Annotated in this window: 26 protein-coding genes; 13 read left to right on the top strand and 13 right to left on the bottom strand. The window is 65.0% G+C overall.

Annotated elements, in window-relative coordinates; genetic code table 11:
* The first annotated feature begins 147 nt into the window (after positions 1–147).
* Together V5F77_RS21465 and V5F77_RS21470 are read left to right on the top strand one after the other, a co-directional pair.
* Positions 148–1,068 carry a cation diffusion facilitator family transporter gene (locus tag V5F77_RS21465; protein ID WP_429007391.1) on the top strand — a complete coding sequence of 307 codons (921 nt, stop codon included), beginning with the start codon at positions 148–150 and terminating at the stop codon, positions 1,066–1,068.
* A gap of 306 nt (positions 1,069–1,374) precedes the next feature.
* Positions 1,375–2,892, top strand: coding sequence for a sensor domain-containing diguanylate cyclase (locus V5F77_RS21470; RefSeq protein ID WP_429007392.1), 1,518 nt, complete (start codon positions 1,375–1,377; stop codon positions 2,890–2,892).
* A gap of 63 nt (positions 2,893–2,955) precedes the next feature.
* On the opposite strand, the gene V5F77_RS21475 is transcribed toward V5F77_RS21470, so the two are convergent.
* From V5F77_RS21475 to V5F77_RS21485, 3 genes are read right to left on the bottom strand one after another with little or no spacing between them, the layout of a single operon-like run.
* Positions 2,956–3,159, bottom strand: coding sequence for a DUF1737 domain-containing protein (locus V5F77_RS21475; protein WP_429007393.1), 204 nt, complete (start codon positions 3,157–3,159; stop codon positions 2,956–2,958).
* Between the two features lie 13 nt (positions 3,160–3,172).
* Positions 3,173–3,853 (bottom strand): DJ-1/PfpI family protein, encoded by a 681-nt coding sequence (locus V5F77_RS21480; RefSeq protein ID WP_429007394.1) that lies wholly within the window; start codon positions 3,851–3,853, stop codon positions 3,173–3,175.
* Positions 3,854–3,858: 5 nt separating this feature from the next.
* Entirely contained in the window at positions 3,859–4,737 is an 879-nt protein-coding gene (locus V5F77_RS21485; RefSeq protein ID WP_429007395.1) for an HpcH/HpaI aldolase/citrate lyase family protein, read from the bottom strand.
* Between the two features lie 491 nt (positions 4,738–5,228).
* Between V5F77_RS21485 and V5F77_RS21490 the strand changes: the two genes are divergently transcribed.
* Positions 5,229–6,740, top strand: coding sequence for an acetyl-CoA hydrolase/transferase family protein (locus V5F77_RS21490; protein ID WP_429007396.1), 1,512 nt, complete (start codon positions 5,229–5,231; stop codon positions 6,738–6,740).
* Positions 6,741–6,815: 75 nt separating this feature from the next.
* On the opposite strand, the gene V5F77_RS21495 is transcribed toward V5F77_RS21490, so the two are convergent.
* On the bottom strand, positions 6,816–7,850 hold the full coding sequence (locus V5F77_RS21495) for an aspartate-semialdehyde dehydrogenase (protein ID WP_394084893.1): 1,035 nt from the start codon (positions 7,848–7,850) through the stop codon (positions 6,816–6,818).
* Between the two features lie 243 nt (positions 7,851–8,093).
* On the opposite strand from V5F77_RS21495, the gene V5F77_RS21500 reads away from it, so the two are divergent.
* The 3 genes from V5F77_RS21500 to cysW all read left to right on the top strand — a co-directional run bounded on the left by V5F77_RS21500 (position 8,094) and on the right by cysW (position 10,171).
* Positions 8,094–8,411, top strand: a complete 318-nt coding sequence (locus V5F77_RS21500) for a hypothetical protein (protein ID WP_429007397.1) — start codon at positions 8,094–8,096, stop codon at positions 8,409–8,411.
* Positions 8,412–8,473: 62 nt separating this feature from the next.
* Positions 8,474–9,295 carry a sulfate ABC transporter permease subunit CysT gene (gene cysT / locus V5F77_RS21505; RefSeq protein WP_429007398.1) on the top strand — a complete coding sequence of 274 codons (822 nt, stop codon included), beginning with the start codon at positions 8,474–8,476 and terminating at the stop codon, positions 9,293–9,295.
* A 3-nt stretch (positions 9,296–9,298) separates the two neighbouring features.
* Complete coding sequence (gene cysW, locus V5F77_RS21510; protein WP_429007399.1) at positions 9,299–10,171, top strand: sulfate ABC transporter permease subunit CysW; 873 nt, start codon at positions 9,299–9,301, stop codon at positions 10,169–10,171.
* 112 nt (positions 10,172–10,283) lie between these two features.
* Here cysW and V5F77_RS21515 read toward each other — a convergent pair whose 3' ends face one another.
* From V5F77_RS21515 to V5F77_RS21540, 6 genes are all read right to left on the bottom strand, one after another.
* Positions 10,284–10,616 carry a lipopolysaccharide assembly protein LapA domain-containing protein gene (locus V5F77_RS21515; RefSeq protein WP_429007400.1) on the bottom strand — a complete coding sequence of 111 codons (333 nt, stop codon included), beginning with the start codon at positions 10,614–10,616 and terminating at the stop codon, positions 10,284–10,286.
* The gene (gene ihfB, locus V5F77_RS21520) at positions 10,613–10,897 is read right to left on the bottom strand and encodes an integration host factor subunit beta (RefSeq protein ID WP_348846829.1); all 285 of its coding nucleotides are present in this window, start codon (positions 10,895–10,897) and stop codon (positions 10,613–10,615) included. The genes V5F77_RS21515 and ihfB overlap by 4 nt, the downstream gene beginning before the upstream one ends.
* Before the next feature lie 123 nt (positions 10,898–11,020).
* The gene (sppA, locus tag V5F77_RS21525; protein WP_429007401.1) at positions 11,021–11,992 is read right to left on the bottom strand and encodes a signal peptide peptidase SppA; all 972 of its coding nucleotides are present in this window, start codon (positions 11,990–11,992) and stop codon (positions 11,021–11,023) included.
* Between the two features lie 182 nt (positions 11,993–12,174).
* Positions 12,175–13,875 (bottom strand): 30S ribosomal protein S1, encoded by a 1,701-nt coding sequence (gene rpsA / locus V5F77_RS21530; protein ID WP_429007402.1) that lies wholly within the window; start codon positions 13,873–13,875, stop codon positions 12,175–12,177.
* A 389-nt stretch (positions 13,876–14,264) separates the two neighbouring features.
* The gene (locus V5F77_RS21535) at positions 14,265–15,749 is read right to left on the bottom strand and encodes a M48 family metalloprotease (RefSeq protein ID WP_429007432.1); all 1,485 of its coding nucleotides are present in this window, start codon (positions 15,747–15,749) and stop codon (positions 14,265–14,267) included.
* Positions 15,750–15,811: 62 nt separating this feature from the next.
* Entirely contained in the window at positions 15,812–16,726 is a 915-nt protein-coding gene (locus V5F77_RS21540) for a thermonuclease family protein (protein ID WP_429007403.1), read from the bottom strand.
* 253 nt (positions 16,727–16,979) lie between these two features.
* On the opposite strand from V5F77_RS21540, the gene V5F77_RS21545 reads away from it, so the two are divergent.
* Entirely contained in the window at positions 16,980–17,456 is a 477-nt protein-coding gene (locus tag V5F77_RS21545; RefSeq protein WP_429007404.1) for a MarR family winged helix-turn-helix transcriptional regulator, read from the top strand.
* Between the two features lie 11 nt (positions 17,457–17,467).
* On the opposite strand, the gene V5F77_RS21550 is transcribed toward V5F77_RS21545, so the two are convergent.
* On the bottom strand, positions 17,468–17,668 hold the full coding sequence (locus tag V5F77_RS21550; protein WP_429007405.1) for a hypothetical protein: 201 nt from the start codon (positions 17,666–17,668) through the stop codon (positions 17,468–17,470).
* Between the two features lie 73 nt (positions 17,669–17,741).
* Between V5F77_RS21550 and V5F77_RS21555 the strand changes: the two genes are divergently transcribed.
* From V5F77_RS21555 to V5F77_RS21575, 5 genes are all read left to right on the top strand, one after another.
* Entirely contained in the window at positions 17,742–19,145 is a 1,404-nt protein-coding gene (locus tag V5F77_RS21555; RefSeq protein WP_429007406.1) for a UbiD family decarboxylase, read from the top strand.
* Positions 19,146–19,188: 43 nt separating this feature from the next.
* Positions 19,189–19,974, top strand: coding sequence for an ABC transporter ATP-binding protein (locus V5F77_RS21560; RefSeq protein ID WP_429007407.1), 786 nt, complete (start codon positions 19,189–19,191; stop codon positions 19,972–19,974).
* Positions 19,975–20,130: 156 nt separating this feature from the next.
* Positions 20,131–20,754, top strand: coding sequence for an ABC transporter permease (locus tag V5F77_RS21565; RefSeq protein WP_429007408.1), 624 nt, complete (start codon positions 20,131–20,133; stop codon positions 20,752–20,754).
* A 3-nt stretch (positions 20,755–20,757) separates the two neighbouring features.
* Positions 20,758–21,300: a TIGR02444 family protein gene (locus V5F77_RS21570; protein ID WP_429007433.1), complete on the top strand. Its 543-nt coding sequence runs from the start codon at positions 20,758–20,760 to the stop codon at positions 21,298–21,300.
* The gene (locus V5F77_RS21575; RefSeq protein ID WP_429007409.1) at positions 21,300–21,872 is read left to right on the top strand and encodes a UbiX family flavin prenyltransferase; all 573 of its coding nucleotides are present in this window, start codon (positions 21,300–21,302) and stop codon (positions 21,870–21,872) included. The genes V5F77_RS21570 and V5F77_RS21575 overlap by 1 nt, the downstream gene beginning before the upstream one ends.
* A 192-nt stretch (positions 21,873–22,064) precedes the next feature.
* Here V5F77_RS21575 and V5F77_RS21580 read toward each other — a convergent pair whose 3' ends face one another.
* The gene (locus V5F77_RS21580) at positions 22,065–22,961 is read right to left on the bottom strand and encodes an amidohydrolase family protein (RefSeq protein WP_429007410.1); all 897 of its coding nucleotides are present in this window, start codon (positions 22,959–22,961) and stop codon (positions 22,065–22,067) included.
* Positions 22,958–24,664 (bottom strand): IlvD/Edd family dehydratase, encoded by a 1,707-nt coding sequence (locus V5F77_RS21585; RefSeq protein ID WP_429007411.1) that lies wholly within the window; start codon positions 24,662–24,664, stop codon positions 22,958–22,960. Before V5F77_RS21585 ends, V5F77_RS21580 begins: the two co-directional genes overlap by 4 nt.
* A gap of 192 nt (positions 24,665–24,856) precedes the next feature.
* Here V5F77_RS21585 and V5F77_RS21590 point away from each other — a divergent pair, with 192 nt between their 5' ends.
* Complete coding sequence (locus tag V5F77_RS21590) at positions 24,857–26,140, top strand: ABC transporter substrate-binding protein (RefSeq protein WP_429007412.1); 1,284 nt, start codon at positions 24,857–24,859, stop codon at positions 26,138–26,140.
* Positions 26,141–26,161 lie beyond the last annotated feature (21 nt).

The following is a 26,161-nucleotide window of genomic DNA, read 5'->3' on the forward strand; positions in this document are numbered from 1 at the left end:
AGCGCAACGCCCAGCTCGGGCAAACCCTGCCGCCGCTGCCATTTGGGGCGGAATTTCCGACAAATCCGGGTGGTGCGCTGGTGTTGGCGCTTGACGGGTCGTCCGTGGGCAGTCCTCATGCGCGCTGGCGAGAGAAGGGGGCTTTGCGTGTCGGGATCCAGCAGCCAGAATCTGTCATTCCAGGCCATGATTTTTGTGGCGTGCCTGTTCCCCTTCTACGTGCTCGCTGCCACCATGACCAATTCGGCGGCGGTGCTCACGGATCTGCTGGCCACCTCCTTCGACCTCACGTCTCTGACCGCCTGCTGGCTGGTGCTGCGCATCGCACACAAGGGGAGCGCCGGCCGCTATGCCTATGGCCTCGGTAAGTTGGAGAATCTCGCCGAGCTGATGATCGCGATTCTCCAGGTGGTGCTGGTCATCATTGCCAGTTCGCGTGCCATCATGGGCGTCCTGCATCCCGAGCCGGTGAGCGGCGCCGGGCTCGGCCTCGCGGTCACCTTCGTTGCCGTGGTGGGCAATACCTATCTTAATCGCAAGGCGGCGCGCCTTGCGCGCGAGACCAAGTCGCCGGTTCTGGCTGCCCAGGCGCGCGTGCATCTGGTCTCGGCCTGCTCCAGTGGCTCGGTGTTCGTCGTCACCGTGATTACCTCGGTCTTCGATGAAATCGCCTGGGTGGCCTATCTCGACCCTGCGGCGTCCTTCGTCGTGGTCGCCTTCATGATCTACAACATCTACGAAATGCTCACGAACTCGCTCGGCTCACTGCTGGACCAGGCGATCGGCGAGGCCGGGCAGCTCCGCATCCTCAAGGCACTCACCGCCCATTTTGACGATTTCGAAGAGCTTGGCGACATCCGCACCCGCTCCCACGGCGGTAAGATGATGGTGGAGCTACACCTTGGCTTTGACCCTGCTTGGACGGTCGCCCAGGCGCGCGATGCGGTGGCCGTGCTCTCGGCCTCGGTGAAGGCGGAGTTCGCCAAGGCAGGCGACGAAGTGGATGTGGCGGTTGTGCTGCTGCCGCCCACCGCCCGCACCTTCGCCGGCGTCATGGCCGGCGGCTAGGGTCCACGGGGCCAGGTTAACGCGAGGCGGTCGCCCGACCTGTTCGAATATCTCTCCCACAAGGAGAAGGCGGCCGGTGGAAACCGCGAGGCCGGCGTGCGCGGCGTTCGATGCCTCCTACGGGGCGATGCGCGCGAGATGGCGGCTTCGTCACCGCGTGGCCGCCTGCCGCGGCGCTCCGCCGGTGGGAGCGGGCCGGCTTCTCCACAGGTTAGCCAGAGGCAAGCTGCGGCTGGTACCGATGATCTCGTGCAACTGCGCTGATTGAGGCTACTATGTTGGGCCTTCGGGAGGACCGTCTGGCCCATGAGAGAACCGCAATTGGCGTCTCCTCCGGCCCTGGTCGGCGCACCGGAGCGCCGGGCACCGACCCCTCCGGGCATCGCGCGCTTCCTCTTTCTTGGCAGCTTGCTGGCGGCGGCCCTGGTTCTGGTTCTGGCTGGGGTCACGCTTTGGCAGGGTCGACAGGACACCTGGGAGCGGGCACAGCGGGCGTCGGACAACCTCGTGCACAGCGTGACCGGATATGTGGACCGGCACATGCGCATCTATACCTTCGCCCTTGAGGTGGTCGCGGGTGCGCTGAGCGATCCCGATGCCGCGGCCCCGTCCGCCGAGGCCAAGCAGCGCATATTGAATACGGCTGCGGCAAGCACCGATTATGTCGGGAACGTCCTCGAAATCGATGCCGAAGGCAATATCGTTCGCAGCGCCCATGCGGTGCCGGGCTTCACCACCAATCTTGGTGCCCGCGACTTCTTCACGGTTCAGCGGGACAATCCCGACCTTGGCATCTATGTGAGCGAGCCTTATCGCAGCGCGCTGCGCGGGGGCGATCCGCTCATCGCCTTCAGCAGGCGCATGACGCACGCCGATGGCAGCTTCGCCGGCGTGATCGTTATCCTAGTCCGCCTTGCCTACATCGAAGCTTTCTTCTCCAATATCAACATGGGTCCCAACGGAGCCCTGCTGCTTCTCAGCGCGCAGGGGCGGATCGTGACGCGCCAGCCGCCGAGGGAAGGACAGGGCGGGATCGGCACGGACCTGTCGCACACCGAAACGTTCAAGCGCATGAGCCATGCCAATTCCGGCTCGTTCGTCGCCATCGCGGCGGTGGACGGCGTTGAGCGCTTTTACACGTTCGCGCACATTCCCAATCAGCCTCTGATCATCAACGTCGCCTTCGCGACCAAGGACTTGTTCCGGGACTGGTGGCGCAGGTCCGTGGTGATCGGCATGATCACGCTGGCGACCTGCGCGGTGATCGTCGTGCTGGCTGCGGTTTTGCGGCGCGAACTGTACCGACGGGCCCTCGCGGAGGCGGATCTGGCTTTTCTCTCCATCACGGATGGGCTGACGGGCCTTGTGAACCGGAGGCGGTTCGACGAAGTCATTCAGAGAGAATGGCGGCGCACCGGTCGCACCGGCGCTTCCCTCGCCATGCTCATGATCGACGTCGATCGGTTCAAGCAATTGAACGATCGCCATGGTCATGCGCGCGGCGACGAGGTGCTGAAGGTCCTGGCGCGCGTCATCGGCGAAAGCATCCGACGGCCCGGGGACACTGCGGCGCGCTATGGCGGGGAGGAGTTCGCGGTCATCCTGCCCGATACCGACAACAATGGGGCGGTATCGATCGCGGAAACCATCCGTGCCCGCTCGGAGGCCGGCGATGCCGGCTTGCCGCCTTTCACCGTGAGCATCGGCGTCAAGGCCATGCGCCCGTCATCCGGGGATTCCCTGACGCAGTTCCAGGAGGATGCGGACAAGGCGCTGTACCGGGCCAAGGCCGAGGGACGCAACCGCGTGGTCCTCGCGGCGTGATATGCGCTTTCGTGCCCGTAACGGTTGGCGACCCTGGTGCGTGACCTCCTTATGCCCGCGCGGTCAGTGATCTGACAGCACCACATCGTCGGACCAATCGCCCGGCACCTCTTTGACGATCGCCTGACCGCAGATCACCCGCGCCTTCACGGGATCGAAGGCGAGGGTGGGGGCGCCGTGCAATTGCCAACCTTTGTTGAGCGCCGCGCTCACGCGCTTGCAGAAGGTGACGTCGTCGGGGCCGGTGAGATAGCGATAGAGCTTCATGGGGATATCCGATTCAGGAATTGTTGAGCCGCCGGCCCACTTTTTCCGCGACCTCTTCGCGGCGGCGTTGGAACGCGGCGGTGCGGGCGCGCACTTCCTCCACCAGGCGAGGGTCTTCCTCGCGCATGGGCGGGAAGGGCGGCTGGGGATCATATTCGATGGCAAGACGGATGCGCCGCGCCTCTTCCTCTCCGGCGATCTCCTGGGCGAGCCGCAAGGCGAAATCGAGGCCCGACGTCACGCCCGCGCCGGTGATACGGTTGCGGTCCACCACCACGCGTTCCGCCACCGGAATGGCGCCCAGGAGCGCCAATTGGTCGAGCGAGAGCCAGTGGCAGGTTGCGCGATAGCCGCGCAGCAGGCCGGCGGCGGCGAGCACCAGCGAGCCGGTGCACACCGAGGTGATGTAGCGCGCGCCCTTCGCCTGGGCATAGAGGAAGTCGAGCACATCCTCGTCTTCCATCAACGCCAGCTGGCCTGGGCCGCCGGGGACGAACAGCACGTCGCCGGGCACCGCCTTGGAGAATTTCACGCTCGGCAGAATGGAAAGGCCGGCGGCGTCCGCGACCGGCTTGGTCTTCTTCCAGGCGATCTGGACCGTCGTGTCCGGCAGGCGGGCGAACACCTCGAACGGGGCGGTAAGATCGAGCTGGGTCATGCCGGGATAGGCCAGCATGGTGATGGTGAGGCCCATGGCGGTCAGTCGCGGCCCGCGATGGCGTCGGCGAGCGCCACGGTGCGGCGGGCGATATCGGCGTGCATGCGCTCCACCATGCGCCCGTCCAGCGTCACCACGCCCTTGCCGGCGTTCTCCGGCAGGTCGAACACATTGATGATGGCGCGGGCGCGAGCAATCTCGGCCTCCGGCGGGCTGAAGGCGGTGTTGCAGGGCTCGATCTGGGTGGGATGAATCAGCGTCTTGCCGTCCATGCCCATCTCGACGCCCTGTGCGCATTCGGCAAGGAAGCCGTCCATGTCCTGGAACTGGTTCCACACGCCGTCCAGCACGTCGATGCCATAGGCATGGGCGGCGGCGACCGCCATCATCAGCCAGCCGTACATAGGCGCGCGGCCGGGCACCAAAGCGGCGCGGGTCTCCTTGGCGAGATCATTGGTGCCGAGCACGAACACGTCGAGCCGGGTCAGCGGGTCGCGCGCGGCCTGGGCAATCTCCTTGAGGGCGAAGATGGCAAGCGGGGTCTCGATCATCGCCCATACGCGGGTCTCGTCCGGCACGCCGAGCGTCTTCAGGCGCGCGCCCACCACCTGCAATTGTTCGGGATCCTGGACCTTGGGAAGGAGGATGGCGTCGGGGGCGGCATCGGCGGCGGCCGCAAGGTCGTCGGTGCCCCACGGTGTGTCGAGGCCGTTGATGCGGATGACCACTTCGCGATGGCCGAAGCCGCCGGCCTTCACGCTGTCCACCACCCGCGCGCGGGCCTCCACCTTGGCGTCCGGGGCGACCGCATCCTCAAGGTCCAGGATCACCGCATCGGCCGGCAAGGCACGGGCCTTTTCCAGGGCGCGCGCATTGGAACCGGGCATGTAGAGGACGCTGCGGCGCGGACGAATGCTCATGGTGGCTTGTCTCCCCCTCAGGAATTGTGCCCTGCAACCTAGCTGGGGATGCGGGATGATGCCAACGTCAAACCTGCGCCCTCGCCAGCACCGGATGACCATGCAGAACGCCCCCTTCGCCCTGCGCATCGCATTTTTGAAGGCCGCCGGTGTGCCGACCGAGGCACTCACCGTGGCGACCGCGCGGATGCTGCGGATGGGGCTCGACGATCTTGTCGATGCCTGCGCTGCGCCTGGACCGCGATGCGGGTGGCGCACGGCATCGCGCTTTCCTATCCCGACCCGCCGGACTGCGACACCCTTCGCGTGCCCGTGGCCATCCGCGCCTGATGGGGGTGATACTTAGAGTCGACTAAGCTCTTCGCTGCGCGCACACCAGCCCTGCGAGCGACGGCCAAAAAACTGCGACCATCGGGGAATACCGGGGTCGCGGCGTGCATGCCAATGGTGTCTCTTGCCCTTGTCCTTGGGATCAGTAGGAAGCCTCGTTCATGCCGCACGACCGGATTCGCCTTGCCTCGCTCCTCGAAAAGGTGGTCTCAGCCGAGGAGGCAGCGTCCCATATCAAGGACGGCATGATGGTGGGCATGAGCGGCTTCACCCGCGCCGGCGAGGCGAAAGCCGTGCCCATGGCGCTGGCGGAACGGGCGAAGCGCGAGCCGTTCAAGATCACCCTCGTTACCGGCGCCTCGTTGGGCAACGATCTGGACAAGCAATTGGCGGAAGCTCACGTGCTGTCTCGCCGCATTCCCTTCCAGGCCGATCCGGCGCTGCGCAAGGCGATCAATTCCGGCGAGGTAATGTTCGTCGACCAGCACCTGTCGGAGACCGTCGAGCATCTGCGCACCCACCAGCTCGGGCCGATCGACGTGGCGGTGGTGGAGGCGGTGGCGATCACCGCCCAGGGCGGCATCATCCCCACCACCTCGGTGGGCAATTCGGCCACCTTCGCGATCCTGGCCGAGAAGGTGATCATCGAGATCAACCTCTCCCAGCCGCTGGAGCTGGAGGGGCTGCACGACATTTACATCCCGACCCGCCGGCCGTTCCGCGAGCCCATTCCCGTGGTGTCGCCGGAGAGCCGGGTGGGCCTGCCCTTCATCGCCATCCCGCCGGAAAAGATCGTCGCCATCGTGGTGACGAAGAAGCTGGATTCCGCCTCCACCGTCCTGCCGCCGGACCCGGAGACCGCCGCCATCGCCGGCCATCTGATGGACTTCCTGAAGCACGAGGTGGCGCGCGGGAGGCTGACCAATCGTCTCCAGCCCTTGCAGGCGGGCATCGGCACCATCGCCAATGCGGTGATGCATGGCTTCATCGAGAGCCCGTTCCACGATTTGACCATGTATTCGGAGGTACTGCAGGATTCCACCTTCGATCTGTTCGATGCCGGTAAGCTGAACTTCGCCTCCGGCTCCTCCATCACCCTGTCCAAGACGAAATATGACGCGGTGATCCCGCAGATCGGCCGCTACAAGCCGCGCCTGATCCTGCGGCCGCAGGAAATCTCCAACCATCCCGAGATCATCCGCCGCCTCGGCATCATTGCCATCAACACGGCGCTGGAGTTCGACATCTACGGCAACATCAATTCCACCCATGTGGGCGGCACGATGATGATGAATGGCATCGGCGGCTCGGGCGATTTCGCCCGCAATGCCCATTTGTCGGTGTTCGTCACCAAAGCCATCGCCAAGGAGGGCGCCATCTCCTCCATCGTGCCGTTCGTGTCCCACGTGGACCACACCGAGCACGACGTGGACGTGGTGGTGACCGACATCGGCCTTGCGGACCTGCGCGAATTGGCGCCGCGCGAGCGGGCACGCCTCGTCATCGCCAATTGCGTGCATCCGCTCTATCGCGACCAGATCGCCGATTATTTCGAGCGGGCGCTGGCGCGCGGCGGGCATACCCCGCACCTGATTGAGGAAGCGCTCTCCTGGCATGTGCGGGCGCGCGAGACCGGCTCCATGCTGCCGCCCCAGGCCCGAAAGAGCGCTTGAACACGGCTGCCCCCTAAACGAAAACGGCCCTCCGAAGAGGGCCGTTCGCACGTCACTTGTTCTAGAAGCAGAACCTCACGCGGCCTTGCGGCGCGAGGTGATCAGCTTGCGGTTGATGAGCACTTCGGCGATCTGCACCGCGTTCAGCGCCGCGCCCTTGCGCAGATTGTCGGAGACGCACCAGAAGGCGATGCCATTGTCCACGGTCGGGTCGTCGCGCAGGCGCGAAATATAGGTCGCGTCTTCGCCCGCCGCCTCGTGGGGAGTGGCATAGCCGCCCGGCTCGCGGGTATCGAGCAGCAGGATGCCCGGCGCATTGCGCAGGATCTTACGCGCCTCCTCGGCGGAGAGCGGCTTCTCGAATTCCACGTTGACCGATTCGGAATGGGAGATGAACACCGGCACCCGCACGCAGGTAGCGGTGAGCTTGATCTTGGGATCGAGGATCTTCTTGGTCTCGACCACCATCTTCCATTCTTCCTTCGTGTACCCGTCCTCCATGAATGTATCGATCTGGGGGATCAGGTTGAAGGCGATGCGCTTGGGGAAAATCTTTGGCTCGACCGGATCGGAGACGAAGATCGCCCGGGTCTGCGCGAACAATTCGTCCATGGCGTCCTTGCCGGCGCCGGAGACGGATTGGTAGGTGGAGACCACCACACGCTTGATCGTCGCGGCATCGTGCAGCGGCTTCAGCGCCACCACCAATTGCGCGGTCGAGCAATTGGGATTGGCGATGATGTTCTTCTTCTTGAAGCCGACGATGGCGTCGGCATTCACTTCCGGCACGATCAGGGGCACGTCGGGATCGGTGCGCCACTGCGAGGAATTGTCGATGACGACACAGCCCGCCGCGCCGATCTTGGGTGAGAATTCCTTCGACACGGCTCCGCCGGCCGACATCAGGCAGATGTCGGTATCGGAGAAGTCATACGTGGCGAGATCCTTCACTTTCAGGGTTTTGTCGCCGAACGAGACCTCGGTCCCCATGGACCGGCGCGACGCGAGCGCAACCACCTCGTCCGCGGGGAAGCCCCGCTCGTCGAGGATCGAAAGGATCTCCCGGCCCACATTGCCTGTGGCGCCGGCGACGGCGACCTTGTAACCCATGATCTTCCCTTGATGTTGCCGGTCTCATATGCCGGAAGGCCGTGATTTAAGCTCTCGCGGGGCTTAGCGCAATGGAGGGGGCGGCGAACGCGACGGGCGGGACGCGGCGAGGTGTTGCCGGCGGGTCACGCGATCGCGTCCTCAGTAAAGGAACCGACCTCGACCGTGAGGGTTTCCTTGCTTACAATGCCATCGTGCCGTAACCGGAATCGTGACGGCTCATGTGCCGTGCTGGAGGGTCCTATGCGTTTCGCGCCGCTTCTCACCATCGCCGTTGCGTTGACGTTCGCGTCCGTCGGCATGGCCGAGGCCCAGACCGCCTCGAGCACGACCACCACTGCCAAGCAGACGACGGCGAAATCGTCCAAGGCCCGCACCAAGATCGTCATCACCAAGCGCTCGCCGCTTGATGCCGGCACCGTGGTGAAGCCGGGTTCCAAGTCCTATCTCGATTATGCCCTGCCGGCGGAATATAATTATCCGACCTATGGTGCTGGCCAATCGGGCATCGTTCCCGGCCGCTATCCCTTGCCGGACCGCTTCTACCTGCCGGGTTACTGATCGCCCGAGCTTCGGAGCGGCGCTTACCGCGGTGCTCCGGCCAGGATTAAGAAGGACTTTTCATGTTCAGCGTGATACCGGGCTTCCGTCTGTCGCTCGGCATCACGCTCACCTATCTCGGCTTCATCGTTCTCCTGCCCATCGCGGCTTTGCTGTTGAAGGCGGGGGATGTGGGGCTGGCGCGCTATATCGCCATCATCACCTCGCCGCGCACGCTGGCTTCGTTCCAGGTGACCTTCACCACCGCCGCCGCTGCCACCGCGTTTAATGCGGTATACGGCCTTGCGCTCGCCTGGGTGCTGGTGCGCTATGAGTTTCCCGGCAAGCGCTGGCTCGACGCCCTGGTGGACGTGCCCTTTGCTTTGCCTACCGCCGTGGCGGGCCTCGCCCTGACCGCTCTGTTCGCGAAGAACGGCTGGTTCGGCGCGCCGCTGGCGGAATGGGGCATCCAGGTGGCCTATGCCCCGGCCGGCATCGCCTGCGCCATGGCCTTCACCAGCCTGCCGTTTGTGGTGCGGACCGTGCAACCGGTGCTGGAGGATCTCGCCGCCGACGTGGAGGAGGCTGCCACCACCCTTGGCGCCTCGGATCTGCGGGTGTTCTGCACCGTGATTCTGCCGGCGATCTTCCCGGCCTTCCTCGCCGGCTGCTCGCTCGCCTTCGCGCGTTCGCTCGGCGAGTTCGGGGCGGTGGTGTTCATCGCCGGCAACCAGCCGTTCCGCACCGAAATCGTGGCGCTGCTCGCCTTCATCCGCATTGAGGAATACGACTACCCCGCCGCTGCCGCCATTGCCGCGACCATGCTGGGGCTCGCCTTCCTCCTGCTGGTGAGCGTCAATCTCATCCAGGCGTGGCACCAGCGCCGCGCCATCCGGGAGGATTGAGCCATGAGCGAGCAGGGGGCGCCCGTGCGGCGCCGGGTCGGCGACGGTCTGCTCACCCGGGCGATCCTGATCGCGCTGGTGCTGGGCGTCACTTTGTTCGTGCTGCTGGCGCCGCTCGCGACCATCTTCTCGGAAGCCTTCCTGCGCGGCTGGTCGACCTATGTCGATAGCCTCACGCGCCCCGATACGCTCCACGCCATGGGCCTCACCTTGTTCGCCGCGCTGGTGTGCGTGCCGGTGAATGTGGCCTTCGGCATCGCGGCGGCCTGGACTGTGGCGAAATTCTCCTTCCCTGGCCGCGGCCTGCTGCTGGCGGTGATCGAACTGCCGTTCTCCATCTCACCCATCGTTGCAGGCGTCGCCTATCTGTTCGTTTATGGCGCGCAGGGGCTGCTGGGGCCGTATCTCCAGGCCCATGACATCAAGATCATGTTCGCCATACCGGCGATCATCCTCGCCAGCCTGTTCGTGACCGCCCCCTTCGTGGCGCGGGAGATCGTGCCGCTGATGATGGCGCAGGGGCGCGAGGAGGAAGAGGCCGCGGTGACGCTCGGCGCCTCGGGCTGGCGCATCTTGCGCACCGTCACGCTGCCTAATGTGCGCTTCGCGCTGCTTTATGGGGCGACGCTGTGCAATGCCCGGGTGATGGGCGAATTCGGCGCGGTGTCCATCGTCTCCGGCAACATCCGGGGCCAGACCTCCACCTTGCCGTTGCAGATCGAATTGCTCTACCAGGACAGCCAGGTCGCCGCCGCCTTTGCCGCCGCGACGGTGTTGGCGGCGGTGGCGCTATTCACCTTGGTGGCGAAGCTGGTGATCGAGCGGATGGATTCCGAACGGGCCCGACTGGAAATCCCGCGCGGCGTCGGCCACTGATATCAAAAGCCCCTGCGGTTGACCGATGGCCTTTGGTCAAGTTCGCGCGGCGCCTGAGGACACTCCTCGGCACCGGTCGGGGGGCACCAACAAGGCCGGCCGACCTGGATCGTCAGGCATTGCGGATGGGGGCGGGCAGGGCTGGAGCGCCGGAAGCCGCGCGCGGCGGCTCGGGCGGCAGGATCTTGCGGGCGCGCCGAGCTTCTCTGCGGAAACGCCCCTGGCTCAACCAGGTCACGCCGCCGCCGATGACCACGCCGAGGATCAGGGTGGCGAAGATCAGCGCGAACAAGGGCAGGGTCACCGCGAGTGTCGCCGAATCGGGATTGAAGGGGTCCAGCGAGACCGTCACCATCTTGCGATTGGCGACCGCCAGGGCGACCACGGCGATGCAGACGGGAAGGCCGATGAGAAGGGAAAGAAAGCGCCGCACGAACAAGGTCATCCCTCGATATTGAGACGCTCGCGCATCTCCTTGCCGGTCTTGAAATAGGGGACGATCTTCTCGTCGACGTCCACCTGCTTGCCGGTGCGCGGGTTGCGCCCGGTGCGCGCGTCGCGCTTCTTCACGGAGAAGGCGCCGAAGCCGCGCAATTCCACCCGGTCGCCGCGGGCCAAAGCGGATACGATCTGCTCCAGAATGGCGTTGACGATGTTCTCCACGTCCCGCTGGTACAAATGCGGGTTCGCCTCGGCGATCTTTTGGACCAGCTCGGACTTAATCATGGCCGCTCAGTTTCCTTCAGGACCGTTCCACAACCGCGCTCAACCGGGATGGCATGCGGGCTTCATTTCGCATCCCCTGGTTGCGGGGACGATCAGTTGAACTGTCGGGTCCAGCCTGCGGCTTCACGACCCGACCTGAGGGTGCCAGAGGGCCAATAACCCGTCAAGTTGAGTGCGTTCCAGGGCGCCTTGGGCGAGGTGCGACACAAGCTGCGCCGCCTGCTCCAGTCCGAGCGACGACAGCAGCCAGGATGCGCTGCCCCGCAGCCAGCCGAACTCATCGCCGGCGGTCTTGCTGGACCAGGTGCGGGTGCGCAGGCTTTCAGGCACGCCCTTTTCGCGCTTCAGCCAGGCGCGCGCGGTGCGTTCGTCGCCGAGCTCGTCCACGAGTTGCAGCTCCAGCCCCTGATGGCCGGTGAAGACGCGCCCGTCCGTCACGGTCGCGAGCTTGGCGTCCGAGAGGGCGCGGCGGTTGGCCACCAGGCCCTTGAACCAGTCGTAGCTGTCCACCACCAGGGAATTGATGGCCGCGCGCGCCTCGGGGCTGGTGGGCTGATAGCCGTTCGGGGCAGCCTTGAGGGGGGAGGACTTGATGTCTTCCACCGTCACGCCCACGGATTTCAGCAGTTCGGTGACATTGGGAAACTGGAAGATCACGCCGATGGAGCCCACCAGGGCATTGCGGCGGGCGACGATATGGTCGGCGCCCATGGCGGCGATATAGGCGCCCGAGGCGGCCATGCCCTCTACCACCGCCACCACCGGCTTCTTCTCGGCGAGGCGACGCAGGGCGTTGAACAATTGCTCGGAGCCGGTGACCGTGCCGCCGGGGCTGTCGATGGAGAGGATGACGGCCGAGGCACGCGATTTCGCCACACGCTCGATCAGTTCAACCCGGTCGCGGTCATTGCGGATGATGCCGCCGATGACGATGCGCGCCACGTGGGGAGAGGATTCAAGGTCGCTGCGGCCGACTGCATAATAGGTGGTGCCGCCGATGGCGGCGACCAGTGCAAGCACCGCCAGGGTGCGCCAGAACGTGAGCTTGTGCCGCAATCTACGACGATCGACGATCTGGTCCACGTCCAGCGACATCACGCTTCTCCTGCCGCCCCCGCGCGGGGCACACTTATAGGCCCCGCCTCGCGATTGGCAAGGCATCACCGGCGTGCAGCGAAGACCTGCCGCACGCACCGGGCCTGGCGCGTGCGACAATAAAAAAGGCCGGCGCGAGGCCGGCCTTTCTCATCTTGAAGCGGAAGCCCGAAGGCGACCGATCATTCCTTGGAGTCGTCCGCGCGCTGGCGCAGGGCCGCGCCCAGGATGTCGCCGAGCGAAGCGCCGCTGTCCTGCGACCCGTAAGCTGCCACGGCTTCCTTCTCCTCAGCGATCTCCAGCGCCTTGACGGAGACCTGCACCTTGCGCGCCTTGCGGTCGAACAGGGTGACGCGGGCATCCATCTTCTCGCCGACCGAGAAGCGCTCGGGGCGCTGGTCGTTGCGCTCGCGCGCCAGTTCGGAGCGCTTGATGAAGGCGGTGAGGTCGGTGCCCGTGAGCTTCACCTCGATGCCGCCGTCCTTCACGTCGGTGACTTCGCAGGTGACGATGGCGCCCTTCTTGACATCGCCGGCTTCGGCGAACGGATCGCCCGCGAGCTGCTTGATGCCGAGCGAGATGCGCTCCTTCTCGACGTCCACGTCGAGCACGATGGCCTTGACCACGTCGCCCTTGCGGAATTCGTCGATCACCTGCTCGCCGGGACGGTTCCAGTCGAGATCGGAGAGATGGACCATGCCGTCCACATCGCCGTCGAGGCCGAGGAACAGGCCGAACTCGGTCTTGTTCTTGACTTCGCCTTCGACCACTGCGCCGGGGGCATACTTCTCGCCGAACGCTTCCCACGGATTCTGAAGCGTCTGCTTCAGGCCGAGCGAGATGCGGCGCTTGGCGGGATCCACCTCGAGCACCTGCACTTCGACTTCCTGCGAAGTGGAGACGATCTTGCCGGGGTGGACGTTCTTCTTGGTCCACGACATTTCGGAAACGTGGATCAGGCCTTCGATGCCCGGCTCCAGTTCCACGAACGCGCCGTAGTCGGTGATGTTGGTGACGCGACCCTTGAAGCGGGCGTCCACCGGATACTTGGCCTCAATGCCCTCCCACGGATCGCCGAGGAGCTGCTTCATGCCGAGCGAGATGCGGTGGGTCTCGTGATTGATCTTGATGATCTTCACCTTCACCGTCTGGCCGATGTTCAGCACTTCGGTGGGGTGGTTCACGCGGCGCCAGGCGATGTCGGTGACGTGCAGCAGACCGTCGATGCCGCCGAGGTCAACGAACGCGCCGTAATCGGTGATGTTCTTCACCACGCCGTCGATGGCCTGACCCTCTTCGAGGTTCTGGACCAGCTCGTGGCGCTGCTCGGCTCTCGTCTCTTCCAGCACGGTGCGGCGGGAGACGACGATATTGCCGCGGCGGCGATCCATCTTGAGGATCTGGAACGGCTGCTGGTTGTGCATCAGCGGGCCGACGTCGCGGATCGGGCGGATGTCGACCTGCGAGCGTGGCAGGAAGGCCACGGCGCCGTCGAGGTCGACGGTGAAGCCGCCCTTGACCTGGTTGAAGATCACGCCCGTGACCTTCTCATTGGCCGTGAAGGCCTTCTCGAGCTTGACCCAGCTCTCTTCGCGGCGCGCCTTGTCGCGCGAGAGAACGGCTTCGCCCATGGCGTTCTCGACCCGCTCGAGATACACCTCGACCTCATCGCCCACGGCGATGGGCACATCCCGGCCGGGGCCGGCGAATTCACGAAGGGCAACGCGGCCTTCCGTCTTCAGGCCGATATCGATGATCGCCAGATCCTTCTCGATGGCGACCACAATGCCCTTGACGACGGCGCCTTCCTGCAAATCGGCGCGGCCGAAGCTCTCGTCGAGCAACGAGGCAAAATCTTCACGCGTGGTTTCTGCGAACGACATCTAGTCTCCGAACTGTCTCGCGCCGGCGTCTTTGATATGGACGCCCGTATCGTGCGGATGGTCCGGGAGACACCCGAACCGCCACCGGTAAAGCCGATGGGCCGGCGCAAAGGCCGCTCGATACGAAGCAGGTTGAGGTGTGCAAGGTCAGGCACCGAGCGAAAGCCAAGGCGGGCTGCCTCCGACATTTCGAGGGCAGCGTATCCCGCGCCCCCGGCCCGCCCGAACGGCCCTCGCATGAAGGTCACTGTCTCGGACGCGGCTTACGTAGTGCAGAAAAGCCCATTTTGCAAGGCTTCTGTGGGGGGGCGTGCTGGGGCGGGGGCGCGTGGCGCCCATGGTGCGGTGCACCGGAGCCCGGTTCGGCCCGGACGCACGGACGGTGGCGCTCACTCTGTGACGATCTTGACCTTCTCGCCATAGCGTAGCTTGGCGTCCTTATCGAGCCCGTTGAGGATCAAGAACCGCTCCATGGGCCGATCGGGCACCTGCATGCGGGACACCATCTTGTCCACCGTATCGCCGAGGCCGACCGACACCACGCGGATCCGCAGCGGCTTCACCGCTTCGGCCTCGTCGCTGGCGACGCGGCGGAAGGTATCGGCCGCCTCACGGAACTGCTTGTCCAGCTCCGGGGTGAGGTTCCGCGCCGCGAAGATCAGGCGGTATACGTCCGAGCCGAAGCGGATGGCAAACATGCGGAACGACCATTGCTCGCCCCGCGCCACCGCGGTCGCCGCCATGAAGCCATTGACCGTCAGGGTCTCCACCGAATTGATCTCCACTCCCTCGATCCAGCCCGAGGAGAGATATTGGCCCAGCGACTGGTCGCCGTTCACCCGCACCGCGTCGAGCCGCAGCGCCTCGGAGCCAGAGGCGGTGGCGCCGAGTACGGCCTGGGAGGTGTTCTCCAGCGAGAAGCCCTCCGGTGCAACGAAGGTGAAGCCGAGCTTGGGATGGAAGAATTTGCGACCGCGTACAAAGCCTTCCTTCGGATCATCGCCATAGACCATGCCGTCGATGGCGCCGAGATAGGCGGCCTTGTCGCGTTCGCCCGGGCTGGCGCCCGAGGCTCCGCTGCCATTGGGGGTGGCATATTGGCGGGCGTTGGCATTGGCGATGGAGATACGTTCAGGCGTCGCGGGGTGGGTCGAGAGGAAGTCCATGTCCGGCGTGGTGCCGGAGGCCATGCCGCCGAGCCCGCCGCCGCTGCTGCGCAGGCTGGCCTGCTTGCCCATGTCGGTGAGGAAGCGCGAGGCGCCGAAAGGATCGAACCCGGCGCGGGCGGCGATACCCACGCCGATGGCGTCGGCTTCCAGCTCCTGGCCGCGCGAGAAGCTGGCCAGCGACATGCGGCTCTTCGCCATGGCGAGGGCGCCGAGATCGGGATCGTTCACCACGTCCGAGATCACCCGGCTCACCAGCACTGCCTGCTTGGTCTGGTCCTCGCGGATGGAGGCGTGGCGGGCGATGACGTGCGCCATTTCGTGCGAGAGCACGGAGGACAGTTCGGACGTGTCATTGGCGAGCGCAAGGAGGCCGCGCGTCACATAGAGGGAACCATCGGGCAGCGCGAAGGCATTGATGGCGGGGGAATTCAGCACCGTCACGCGATAGCGCAGGTCCGGCCGCTCGGAGGCCGCAACAAGCCGCTCCACCACCTGCTGGATCAGCGCCTTCAGCTCGGGATCGTCGTAGGCGCCGCCATAGCTCGCCACTAGGCGCTCGTGCTCGCGCTTCTGGGCCGGGGTCATTTCCGGCAATTGGGTGCCCGCGGCGCCCTCCGCGACCGGCGAGCCGAACCGATCAACATCGATCCCGGCACAGGCGGTCAACGCCGTGCACAGACCGAGCGCAAGCAGGATCGCGCGCAAGGCCCGCCCGCCGGGATAGACCCGGCTTGCCTGTTGCCTCGACCGGAGCCCGCCAACCCCCTTCACTGCCTCTGCTCCCCGAAATCCAGCGCAGCCGTCGACGCCAGGGCGAGCAACGGCCCGCCTTGCTCGTTAACCACGCCGCGCACGCGCACAAAAGTGCCGGCCAAAATGGCGGGAGCGAGGCCGCCAGACGGTATTCTCGCAGCGCGGGAGGCTGAAAGGGTTACCGTTACGTCGTCCCGCCATCGGGAGCCGAAATTGAGATAGAGCAGGCCGAGCACAAGGTTGGCCGCGCGGACGCGGCCCTCGACGAGCGTGAACAGACCGATCCGCGCGGCGACTGCCGAGGCATCGCCGGCGCTGAGGACGGCGGAGGCGGAAGACCACAGGCCGGCGCGGCTTTGCCGCGCCCGCAATTCCGCCGCCCGCAGCTCTTCGGTACAGGCCGGCACCGCGGCGGGGTCGGCATAGGCTGCGCCCGCCTGAAGCAGCAGCAGAGAAAGAGGCAGGGTCTCGGATTCGCCCTGAACGAACGCATCGGCAACGTGACGGCCATGCCGGTCCCGCTCGCCTTGGGCGAACCGGAGGGTGCGGCCCAGGAGCAGCGCGCGTGCCGCCGCCTCCGCCCGTTCGGTCAGCTCGGCCGCGGGATTGAGGCGAGTGGGAATGACCGCGCCGCGCGGCACCAGGCGTTCGCCGCCGGACAGCAGGATCGCGCCGTCGGCGATGCCCGTCACCACCTGTAGGTGGCCGGCCGGCGCGCGGTCGCCAGGCTGGCTGTCCGTGTTGGTGATGCCGGCGGTGCCTGCCTCAGATTGGATGGCCTGGGATCGCATCGCCTGTGATTGTCTTCCGAGCGAGGGCGAAGTGCCGACCTCGGGCAGCGAAACGGCCTTGAGCTTCGGGCAGCCAGCCGCATTGGCCGCCGCTCCGCTGAGCAGCGCCATCATGACCGGCAGGACTGCGCGCCGCACCCGATGCCTCAGAACCGTCCTCCTCGAAGTGCCCGCACCATTCGAGCCCTGAGGCCAAGTGTACCTGTGGCGACCGGTTGCTCCAAGCACGCGCAGGGCGCATGCCGTTCACCCTTTCTTTCCTTCCGTGTCCTGGCCGCCGCGAGGGCGGGCGCTGGATTTTAGCAAGGGAAGGTGGTTCCCTCTGCGGCGTTGAGTGAACATGCGGATTCGTCGCATGCATTGGCATGCGCAGCAAAAAAGGGTGTGGGGCGTGTCGGAACGTGCAAGGCGCAAGGCCGAAGGACTTTTCAAGCGGCCCGGCTTCCTGATCCGGCGCCTGCATCAGATCTACGTCGCGCTCTATCTGCAGGAGTGTGAGCGGTTCGGCACCACGCCAGTGCAGTCGAGCGTGATGCAGGTTCTGCTCCTGCAGCCGGGCGTGGACCAGGCCACGCTCGCCGCCGAGATCGGTGTCGATCGCACCACGACCTCCAATGTGCTGGCGCGCCTGGAGAAGCGCGGCCTGATCAAGCGCGAGGCGACCGAGGACGACCGCCGCATCCGCCGTGCCTTCCTTACCGAGCAGGGCGAGGTGATGGTGGGCGAGATGCAGGCGGCATTGGAGAATGCGCATAGTCGCCTGATCGCGCCGCTGCCGGTGGAGGAACGGGCGCAATTCATTCGGCAGCTGCTGCTCCTGGTCGAAGCCAATAATGGCGAAGGGCGCGCGCTGCTGCGCACTTTCTAGGCAGCCGCCGCTCAGAAATTGGCGTTGACGCCCGAGCAGTCCGTCAGCACACTGATGAAATGGCGACGATGAGGGGCGGTGTGAGAGCGCGGCTCCTGATAGTCAGTATGCTGATAATGAGGGGCGGCGGATCGCGGAAACGGCGTCGAGTTCCGCCGAAGTTCGTCGAATTCGGTGTTCGCCGGATCGACGCGTGGAAAAGCAGAAAACATCTGCGGAATTCCTCGGAATTCGCGCATGAGGCGACGAGAAAAACAAAGAATTCGGCCACGAAAGGGTAGTTCCGTGCAGAACTTGGATATTTTGGACAGCCAGGGCCTTCGCGGCTTCCTGAATATGGTGGAGCATCGGTTTCCCGAGGAAATGCTGCGTATTCAAGGGCGTGTCGATATCGACCTGGAATCCACTGCGGTCGTGTTCGAGCTGGAGCGGGCCGGCCGGAGCCCGGTGGTGGTGTTTGAGGATCTGGGCGGCAGGGGTATGCCCTGCGTTACAAATACTGCGGCAAATCGAAAGTTGCTGGCTGCCTGCCTGAATGTTTCTGAAGCAGAACTTCCGCTCGCGTTTCGCGAGCGGTGCCAGAACTACATGCCGTGCGAGATCGTCGACACGGCGCCCTGGAGCGAGGTGGTCATTGAGGGCGATGACATCGACCTCACCAAGCTTCCGATTCCCCTGCAATTTTCGGTAGATGCGGCACCTTATATCACCGCGGGCCAGCTTACGGCGCGCGATCCGAAGACCGGCGTCGACACCACCGGGTTTCACCGCCTGATGCTGCGTGGCAAGAACAGGCTCGGCGTCTCCCTGCATTCGCGCCGCCGCATGTATGAATTTCATCGCCGCGCCGAGGAAATGGGTCAGAATCTGCCGGTCGCTATCACGATCGGCATTCATCCGCTGCATTATATGGGGTCGATGACCTATGCGTACCCCCCGCATGTGCGCAAGTTCGAGATTATCGGCGGCCTTTTCGGCGAACCCTATCGACTCGCACGTTGCGGCGTGGGTGATCTCGAGGTTCCCGCGGGAGCCGAGATGATCATTGAGGGTGAAATACTCGCCGATGTGCATGAGCCGGAGGGTCCATTTGGCGAATTCACCGGTTATGCATCCTATCGATCTACGCAGAACGTCTTTGTTGCAAAGCGCATCCGTATGCGGCGGGACGCGATGTTCCACAGCATCACGTCCGGGATGGCGAAGGATCACATCCTCATCTCCTGCGTGACGCGGGAGGGGGAAATCCTCAATGCACTCAAGAGAAACCTGCCGAATGTAAAGGCGGTGCACGTTCCCCACTCCACCTGCGGCGCCTTCGTCGCCATCATTTCCATGAAGAAGACGGCCGAAGGCGAGCCGCAGATGGCAGTCATGGCGACGCTGGGGACGGAACTCTATACGAAATACGTCATCGTCGTGGACGACGACGTCGATATCTTCGATATCAATGATGTTTTCTGGGCCATTGCGACGCGGGTGCGGGCGGAGAAGGACATTTTCTTCATTCCCGGCGCCAAGGGTGCGATCCTGGATCCGAGCTCCGATCCCGAAAATTTCACCCTCACCAAGATGGGCATCGACGCAACCCGGCCATCCGGCCGCGATTTTGCCGAGCGGCTCGTTATTTCCGAGGCGGACCGCGCACGCGCACGGGCCATCCTCGAAGAGGCAGGTCTGAAGCTATAGCATAATTGTCGTATCAGGCTCACGGGTCGAGGGTCCAAGTCGGATGAGCTTCATCGAAATCAGAAACGTCGATCTCAGATACGGGTCTTCGGCCACCGGGACCTTGGCGGTCTCGGGTGCCAACTTCGATATCGAGCTCGGCGAATTCGTCGCCCTCGTGGGGCCGAGCGGGTGTGGAAAGTCAACTCTTCTCAAGCTGATAGCCGGGCTTGTGAAGCCGAGCGCGGGACAGGTGCGGGTCGCCGGCCAGGAGGTGACGCAGCCCCTCAAGACAGTGGGCATGGCGTTCCAGAACGCCACCCTGCTGCCGTGGCGGACGATCCGCGAGAACATCATGCTGCCGCTCGAAATTGTCGAGCCGCACCGGCGCACCTTGCGGCAGGACCGGGAGAAAAACCGCGCCAAGGTCGACGCCCTGTTGGAAAAAGTCGGCCTCACCGGCTTTGCCGACCGCATGCCGTGGCAGCTTTCCGGCGGCATGCAGCAACGCGCGCAATTGTGCCGCGCTTTGATTCACGAGCCCTCCATCCTTCTGCTCGACGAACCCTTCGCTGCACTGGATACGTTTACGCGGGAAGATTTGTGGTCGGTGCTGCAGGACCTTTGGCTGTTCCGCAAGTGCACCATCATATTGGTGACCCATGAGCTGCGCGAGGCGGTTTACCTTGCCCAGACCGTGCACGTCATGTCGTCCCGGCCGGGCCGCATGATCCGGAACCGGAGTGTGGATCTCGGTCGCCCGCGCACCCTGGAGACCACCTTCGAACCGGCGTTCGTGGATGTGGTCCACGAACTGCGCCAAGCCATCAGCGAGGGGAAAACCCCATGAGTTCCAAGGCCCTTGAACGGATCGCCCCCTGGATCACGACGCTGGTCCTGGTGCTGCTGTGGTGGCTGGTCATCGTCGTGTTCGACGTGAAGGCCTATATCCTTCCGACCCCCCGGGGAGACGCTCCGGGCGCTCTACCAATATCGCTATCCGCTGATGACGAATGGACTCGCCACGCTGACGACCACCGTGGTGGGGTTTGCGATCGCTGTGGTATTCGGGCTCGGCCTCGGGATCATCGTCGGCTCTTCGCGTCTTGCCTATTGCGCCGTCTATCCCGTGATCGTCGCCTTCAACAGCGTGCCCAAGGCGGCGCTGGTGCCGATCCTGGTGGTGTGGTTCGGCCTCGGCTTCATTCCGGCCGTGATCACCGCCTTCATGCTGTCGTTCTTCCCGGTGGTGGCCAATGTGGCGCTCGCCTTCGCGACCATCGAGCCGGAACTGACCGAACTGATGCGCTCGCTGGGCGGCTCGCGGCGGGACATGATTCTGAAGATCGGCTTTCCCCGCTCCCTGCCGTATTTCTTTGCCTCCCTCAAGATCGCCATCACCCTGTCATTCGTCGGCTCGGTGATTGCCGAAATCATTGGCGGAAATACCGGAATCGGCAATGTGATGCTGGTGGCAAGCTCCAATTTCAACATGCCGCTGGTGTTCGCCGCCCTGGTGGTCGTGGGGGGAATGGGGATCGGCATGTACGCGTTGTTCGATCTCTGGGAGCGTCGGTTCACATCCTGGTCGGTGCGCGACGTGCCGACGTCGACGCCGGGTGGCGGGTGAGTGATGGAGGACACCTCGCTCAAGACCTTCGCGCTGGACCTGTATGGCCGCGAGGGCGTCTCGGCCGCATGCCTGCGGCTGCAGGAGAAGGCCGGCCTCAACGTGAACCTCCTGCTGTTCGCGGCCTGGTTCGGCGGCTGCCGTCGGCGCGAGCTGTCGTCGGATACGGCGATGGCTGCCGAGGCCCACGTCGCGGCCTGGCACCGGGAGGTCGTGCTTCCCCTGCGCGCGGTGCGGCGGAGGCTGAAGACCGGCCCGCCCCCCGCGCCCGGTGAGCGCTCGGCGATGCTGCGCTCCAAGGTCCAGGCCATTGAAATCGAAGCGGAAATCGTCGAGCTGGATGAGCTCGATGGTTACGGCCGGGGACTTGCCCTTCTCGTCTCGCCGGCAGCGCCGCTTCACCTTGCCGAAGCGGCGATGCTGGAGGTGGTGGCGCAGGCCGCCGGGCGGACCGCGGACGATCAGGAACGCGCCGACGTCGCAGCCATCGCCAATGCCATCGCCGTCCTGCCGGCATCGTTCCATCCTAAAGACGAGAGCCATTGATGCGCCGTTTGATCATCGCCCTCACCGGCGCCTCGGGTGCGATCTACGGCATCCGCGCGCTTCAATTGCTCCAGCAGATGGCGGATGTGGAGACCCATCTGATCCTGACATCCTCCGGTGTGCGCACGGTCCTCGCGGAAACCGACATGACGCCGGACGCGGTCAAGGAACTGGCGAATTATGTCCATAATCCCAAGGACATCGGCGCGAACCTCTCGTCGGGGTCGTTCGTCACCGACGGGATGCTGGTGGCGCCGTGCTCCATCAAGACGCTCAGCGGCATCGCCAATTGCTTCAATGAGGAATTGGTGGTGCGGGCGGCGGACGTGTGCCTGAAGGAGCGGCGGCGCGTGGTGCTGCTGCTGCGGGAAACGCCGCTTCACGCCGGACATATCGAGCTGATGGCCCAGGCGACGCGCAACGGCGCCATCATCATGCCCCCTGTCCCGGCCTTCTATCACCGGCCGACCTCGGTGGATGACATCGTCACCCAGACCGTCTCGCGGGCGCTCGACCTGTTCGGCATTCAATCGCCCGCGACCAAGCGCTGGAACGGCAAGGACGTGGATTAGAATTCGCCAAGACCCGTGCAGCGGCGCTGTTTGCGAGAAAATGTTTCACGTGAAACAATGATTTAGCGAAGAAGAACAGCGGATAATTGTCTGTTGTTCACGCTCTTCGCCGCGCGAAAAAGCAAATTCCGCGAGAACTTCTGCATCCGTGTTCGCGGTATCCAAACGCCGGGCGTTTCGACGCGGGCGCGGTCACGCAAAATAGAGGCGGGCGGGCGTGTCCACCAGAACCTGCCGCCGCAGATCGTCCGTCGGCAGCCAGCGGGCGACGAGATCGACCAGATCGGCGGTGTCGGGCATGGCATCCCACAGCTCGGAATGGGGCCAGTCGCTCGCCCAGAGCAGCCGGTCCGGTCGGGCGGCCACCAGGGCCTCCACCAGGGGCAGCAGATCGTCGTAGGGCGCGCCGATCCGGCTGGCGCGATAGGGCGCGGAGAGTTTTAGCCACAGCCGGCCGCTCTCCAAGAGCCGCAGCAGATGGACGAAGGGTTTGCTCGCGGTGCCGAGCCGGGGATCGGGCAGGCCGAAATGGTCCACCACCAGCGGCACGGGCACCATGCGAAACAGATCGTCGAGTTCGGCGAGGCGCTCCAGGGAGGTCTGGAGCTGGATGTGCCAGCCGAGCGGGGCGATGCGGGCGGCCAATTGCGGCACGTCCTCCAGCTTCAGGCCGCCGGGATTGCGGGCATTGACGCGGATGCCGCGCACCCCTTTGGCATGGAGCGCGGCAAGCGCGGCATCGTCAGTGTGCGGCTCCACCACCACCACGGCGCGGAACCGGTCGGGTGCCCGCGCCAGGGCGTCGAGCTGGGCGCGGTTGTCGGTGCCGTAGACGCTGGGCTGGATCAGCACCGCCCGCGCGATGCCCGCATGGGCCATCACCTTGAGATAATCGTCGAGCGTGCAGAGCTGCGGCGTGTAGTTGCGAACCGCCGAGAGGGGATAATCCGCCCGCGGTCCGAACACGTGCATGTGGCAGTCGCAGGTGCCCTCAGGCAGCGCGAAGGCGGGCGTGCGATCGGGGGCGCGGGGCGGCAGGCAGAGCGGCGCCTGCGCCGCGCCTGCCCCTTCCGCTTCGTCGGTGCTCATCCAACGCCGGTCCGGCGCAGGAAGTCGAAGTCGCAGCCTTCGTCGGCTTGCAACACCCGATCCGCGAACAGGCGCGCATAGCCGCGTTCGGGCAGGAGAGGGGCCGGCAGCAGCGCGAGGGCGGCGCGCCGGGCGTCCAGCTCGGCCTCGTCCACCAGAAGGTCGATGCGCCGGCCTTCCACGTCCAGGCGGATGCTGTCGCCGGTCTTCACCAGGCCGAGGGGACCGCCGGCGGCGGATTCGGGCGTCATGTGCAGCACGATGGTGCCGAAGGCGGTGCCACTCATGCGCGCGTCGGAAATGCGCACCATGTCCTTCACGCCCTGGCGGGCGAGCTTCTTCGGGATCGGCAGATAGCCAGCCTCCGGCATGCCCGGCGCGCCCTTCGGGCCGGTGTTGCGCAGCACCAGCACATCCTGCGGCGTCACGTCCAGATTGGGATCGTCCACGCGCGCGGCCATGTCCTCCACCGATTCGAACACCACGGCCCGGCCGGTGTGCTGCAGCAGCCCCGCCGTCGCGGCCGCCTGCTTGATGATGGCGCCGCGCGGGGCGAGATTGCCATAGAGCACCGCCATGGACCCTTCGGCCTTGATGGGATTGTCGCGCGAGCGAATCACATCCTGCCCCGGAACCTCCTCGGCGCGGGCGACCACGTCGCCAAGCGTCCCGCCGGTGAGGGTGGGGGCGTCGAGATCGATCAGATCACCCAATTGCTTCAAGAGCTTGGGCAGGCCTCCGGCATGGTGGAAATGCTCCATGTAATGGGCGCCGGAGGGCTTGAGATCCACCAGCACCGGCACCGTGCGGCCCAACTCGTCGAGCGTGTCGAGGTCGAACCCGTATTTGGTGCGATTGGCGATGGCGGTGAGATGGATGATGCCGTTGGTGGAGCCGCCGATGGCCTGGAGCACCACGGCGGCGTTGCGGAAGGCGGTGGGGGTGAGCAGTTCGCTCGGCCGCGGGCCGTCCGCCACCGCCATCTGCGCCGCCACGCGCCCGCTTTCCTCGGCGAGCCGAATGCGCTCGGCATGGGGGGCGGGAATGGTCGCGCTCATGGGGAGGGAAAGGCCCATGGCCTCGGTGATGCAGGCCATGGTGGAGGCCGTGCCCATCACCATGCAGGTGCCGACGGACGGCGCCAAACGGGAATTGACGGTCTCGATCTCCACAGCGTCGATTTCGCCGGCGCGATGGGCGCTCCACAGGCGGCGGCAATCGGTGCAGGCGCCGAGCACCTCGCCTTTGTGATGGCCGACCACCATGGGGCCGACCGGAATAACCACGGTGGGCAGATCGACGCTGACCGCCGCCATGATCTGGGCCGGCAGGGTCTTGTCGCAGCCGCCGATCACCACGACCGCGTCCATGGGCTGGGCGCGGATCATCTCTTCCGTGTCCATGGCCATGAGATTGCGCAGGAACATGGAGGTGGGGTGGGCGAAGCTTTCGTGGATCGAGATGGTCGGGAACACCATGGGCATGCCGCCCGCAAGCATGACGCCGCGTTTAACCGCTTCCACCAATGCCGGCACGTTGCCGTGGCAGGGATTGTAGTCGCTATAGGTATTGGTGATGCCGATGATCGGACGATCGAGGGCATCGTCCGAATAGCCCATCGCCTTGATGAAGGCCTTGCGCAGGAACAGCGCAAATCCTTCGTCCCCATAGCTCGTCAATCCTTTGCGCAGCCCCTTGGCCATGCCTCGTCTCCCATTGGCCGATCTGTCGCGCCGACCCAGCGGGCACCCTATCGGTGGCCTCAACATTGTCAATAATTTTAGAGGACTATGGCGGGCTTCGCATATTTGTCCCCGAAATTAGGAATCATTATTGACAATCTTGCGGCACGCAGTCCACCTTCCGGGCAAAACAAACCTAGGGAGGACATGCCGATGAGATGGGGTCAATTCGGGTGCGCGATCGCGGGAGCGACTTTGGCGCTAGGATGTGTGGGGCCTGCCCTGGCGCAGCCCACGCAGATCAACATGTGGAGCAACTGGCCCGACGAGCCGGCGAAAAAGGACTGGGTCACCGCCCGGGTCAAGGAATTCGAAGAGGCAAATCCGAAGTGCTCGGTGAAGCTGAGCTTCATTCCCAAGGCCGATATCTACACGCAGGCCAAGTCGGCCGTGCGCACCGGGCAGGCGCCCGACATCTTCTATCTCGAGCCGGACCAGCCGGAGTTCCTCGCGGGCGGGTTCCTGGAGCCGCTCGACGGCTATATCGACCTTGCCGGTCACGAAGACTGGGCGAAGCCCGCCTGGACCTCCAAGGGCAAGGTCTACGGCCTGCCGGTCGAGGCCTATACGGTCGAGCTTTATTACAACAAGGATCTGGTGAAGAAGGTCGGCGTCGACGTGCCGGCCAATTTCCAGCTCTCCCAGGCCCAGTTCACGGACCTGGTGAAGAAGGGCGTCGCCGCCGGCATCACGCCGATCTCGCAGGGCGTCGGCGATCGTCCGTTCCCCGGCGGCCTCGTGCTCTATGAAGCGCTGCTGCGCAAGCTCGGCCCCGACGATTACGGCAAGCTGCTGGACGGCACGCTCTCCTACAAGGATCCGCGCGTCATCGAAGTGATGGACTGGGTCAAGGGGCTGGTGGATGCCGGCGCCTATCCCAAGAGCTTCTCCACGCTGAAGCTCGGCGAATCCCACTTCTATTTCTACAATACCCCGGGCTCGCTCACCTTCCCCGATCCGAGCTGGTTCACGGGCCGCGCCTTCGCCGCGCCGGAAAGCGGCGGCATGCCGGCCAACTTCCCGCTCGGCATCATGCAGTTCCCCGCCATGGATGGCGGCAAGTGCCCCGAGTGCAAGACGCTCGCCGTCGCCGGCAGCTTTGTGATGTATTCCAAGGGTAAGAACAAGGACTGCGCCGGCGCCTTGCTGAAGTCCATGGCCACCCGCGACAACGGCACCAAGTGGATGGAGCAGGTTTCGCTCCAGACCGGCCTTGCCTCCGATCCCAGCAAGATCAAGAGCGCGCATGCGGACTATTTCGCCGAGCTGAACGCGCGCAACAAGGGCGTGAAGTATTTCTTCGGCACGCCGCTGTTCCACTACCGCGCCAAGTGTGCCGATACCTATACGCAGGTGATGAACAACGCCTTCCCGGCCGGCCTCATCAGCGTGCAGGACGCCGCCGACAAGATGAACGCCGCCTGCTTCAAAGGGTGAGGGTGCATGTCTGAGGACGTG

The organism is Roseixanthobacter psychrophilus, from assembly GCF_043195195.1.
GTDB lineage: Bacteria > Pseudomonadota > Alphaproteobacteria > Rhizobiales > Xanthobacteraceae > NCEH01.

Coding starts and splice junctions, on each gene's coding strand:
- V5F77_RS21470 (WP_429007392.1), top strand. CDS start 1,375: ATGAGAGAACCGCAATTGGCGTCTCCTCCGGCCCTGGTCGGCGCACCG.
- V5F77_RS21475 (WP_429007393.1), bottom strand. CDS start 3,159: ATGAAGCTCTATCGCTATCTCACCGGCCCCGACGACGTCACCTTCTGC.
- V5F77_RS21480 (WP_429007394.1), bottom strand. CDS start 3,853: ATGGGCCTCACCATCACCATGCTGGCCTATCCCGGCATGACCCAGCTC.
- V5F77_RS21485 (WP_429007395.1), bottom strand. CDS start 4,737: ATGAGCATTCGTCCGCGCCGCAGCGTCCTCTACATGCCCGGTTCCAAT.
- V5F77_RS21490 (WP_429007396.1), top strand. CDS start 5,229: ATGCCGCACGACCGGATTCGCCTTGCCTCGCTCCTCGAAAAGGTGGTC.
- V5F77_RS21495 (WP_394084893.1), bottom strand. CDS start 7,850: ATGGGTTACAAGGTCGCCGTCGCCGGCGCCACAGGCAATGTGGGCCGG.
- V5F77_RS21500 (WP_429007397.1), top strand. CDS start 8,094: ATGCGTTTCGCGCCGCTTCTCACCATCGCCGTTGCGTTGACGTTCGCG.
- cysT (WP_429007398.1), top strand. CDS start 8,474: ATGTTCAGCGTGATACCGGGCTTCCGTCTGTCGCTCGGCATCACGCTC.
- cysW (WP_429007399.1), top strand. CDS start 9,299: ATGAGCGAGCAGGGGGCGCCCGTGCGGCGCCGGGTCGGCGACGGTCTG.
- V5F77_RS21515 (WP_429007400.1), bottom strand. CDS start 10,616: ATGACCTTGTTCGTGCGGCGCTTTCTTTCCCTTCTCATCGGCCTTCCC.
- ihfB (WP_348846829.1), bottom strand. CDS start 10,897: ATGATTAAGTCCGAGCTGGTCCAAAAGATCGCCGAGGCGAACCCGCAT.
- sppA (WP_429007401.1), bottom strand. CDS start 11,992: ATGTCGCTGGACGTGGACCAGATCGTCGATCGTCGTAGATTGCGGCAC.
- rpsA (WP_429007402.1), bottom strand. CDS start 13,875: ATGTCGTTCGCAGAAACCACGCGTGAAGATTTTGCCTCGTTGCTCGAC.
- V5F77_RS21550 (WP_429007405.1), bottom strand. CDS start 17,668: ATGTTTTCTGCTTTTCCACGCGTCGATCCGGCGAACACCGAATTCGAC.
- V5F77_RS21560 (WP_429007407.1), top strand. CDS start 19,189: ATGAGCTTCATCGAAATCAGAAACGTCGATCTCAGATACGGGTCTTCG.
- V5F77_RS21565 (WP_429007408.1), top strand. CDS start 20,131: ATGACGAATGGACTCGCCACGCTGACGACCACCGTGGTGGGGTTTGCG.
- V5F77_RS21570 (WP_429007433.1), top strand. CDS start 20,758: ATGGAGGACACCTCGCTCAAGACCTTCGCGCTGGACCTGTATGGCCGC.
- V5F77_RS21575 (WP_429007409.1), top strand. CDS start 21,300: ATGCGCCGTTTGATCATCGCCCTCACCGGCGCCTCGGGTGCGATCTAC.
- V5F77_RS21580 (WP_429007410.1), bottom strand. CDS start 22,961: ATGAGCACCGACGAAGCGGAAGGGGCAGGCGCGGCGCAGGCGCCGCTC.
- V5F77_RS21585 (WP_429007411.1), bottom strand. CDS start 24,664: ATGGCCAAGGGGCTGCGCAAAGGATTGACGAGCTATGGGGACGAAGGA.
- V5F77_RS21590 (WP_429007412.1), top strand. CDS start 24,857: ATGAGATGGGGTCAATTCGGGTGCGCGATCGCGGGAGCGACTTTGGCG.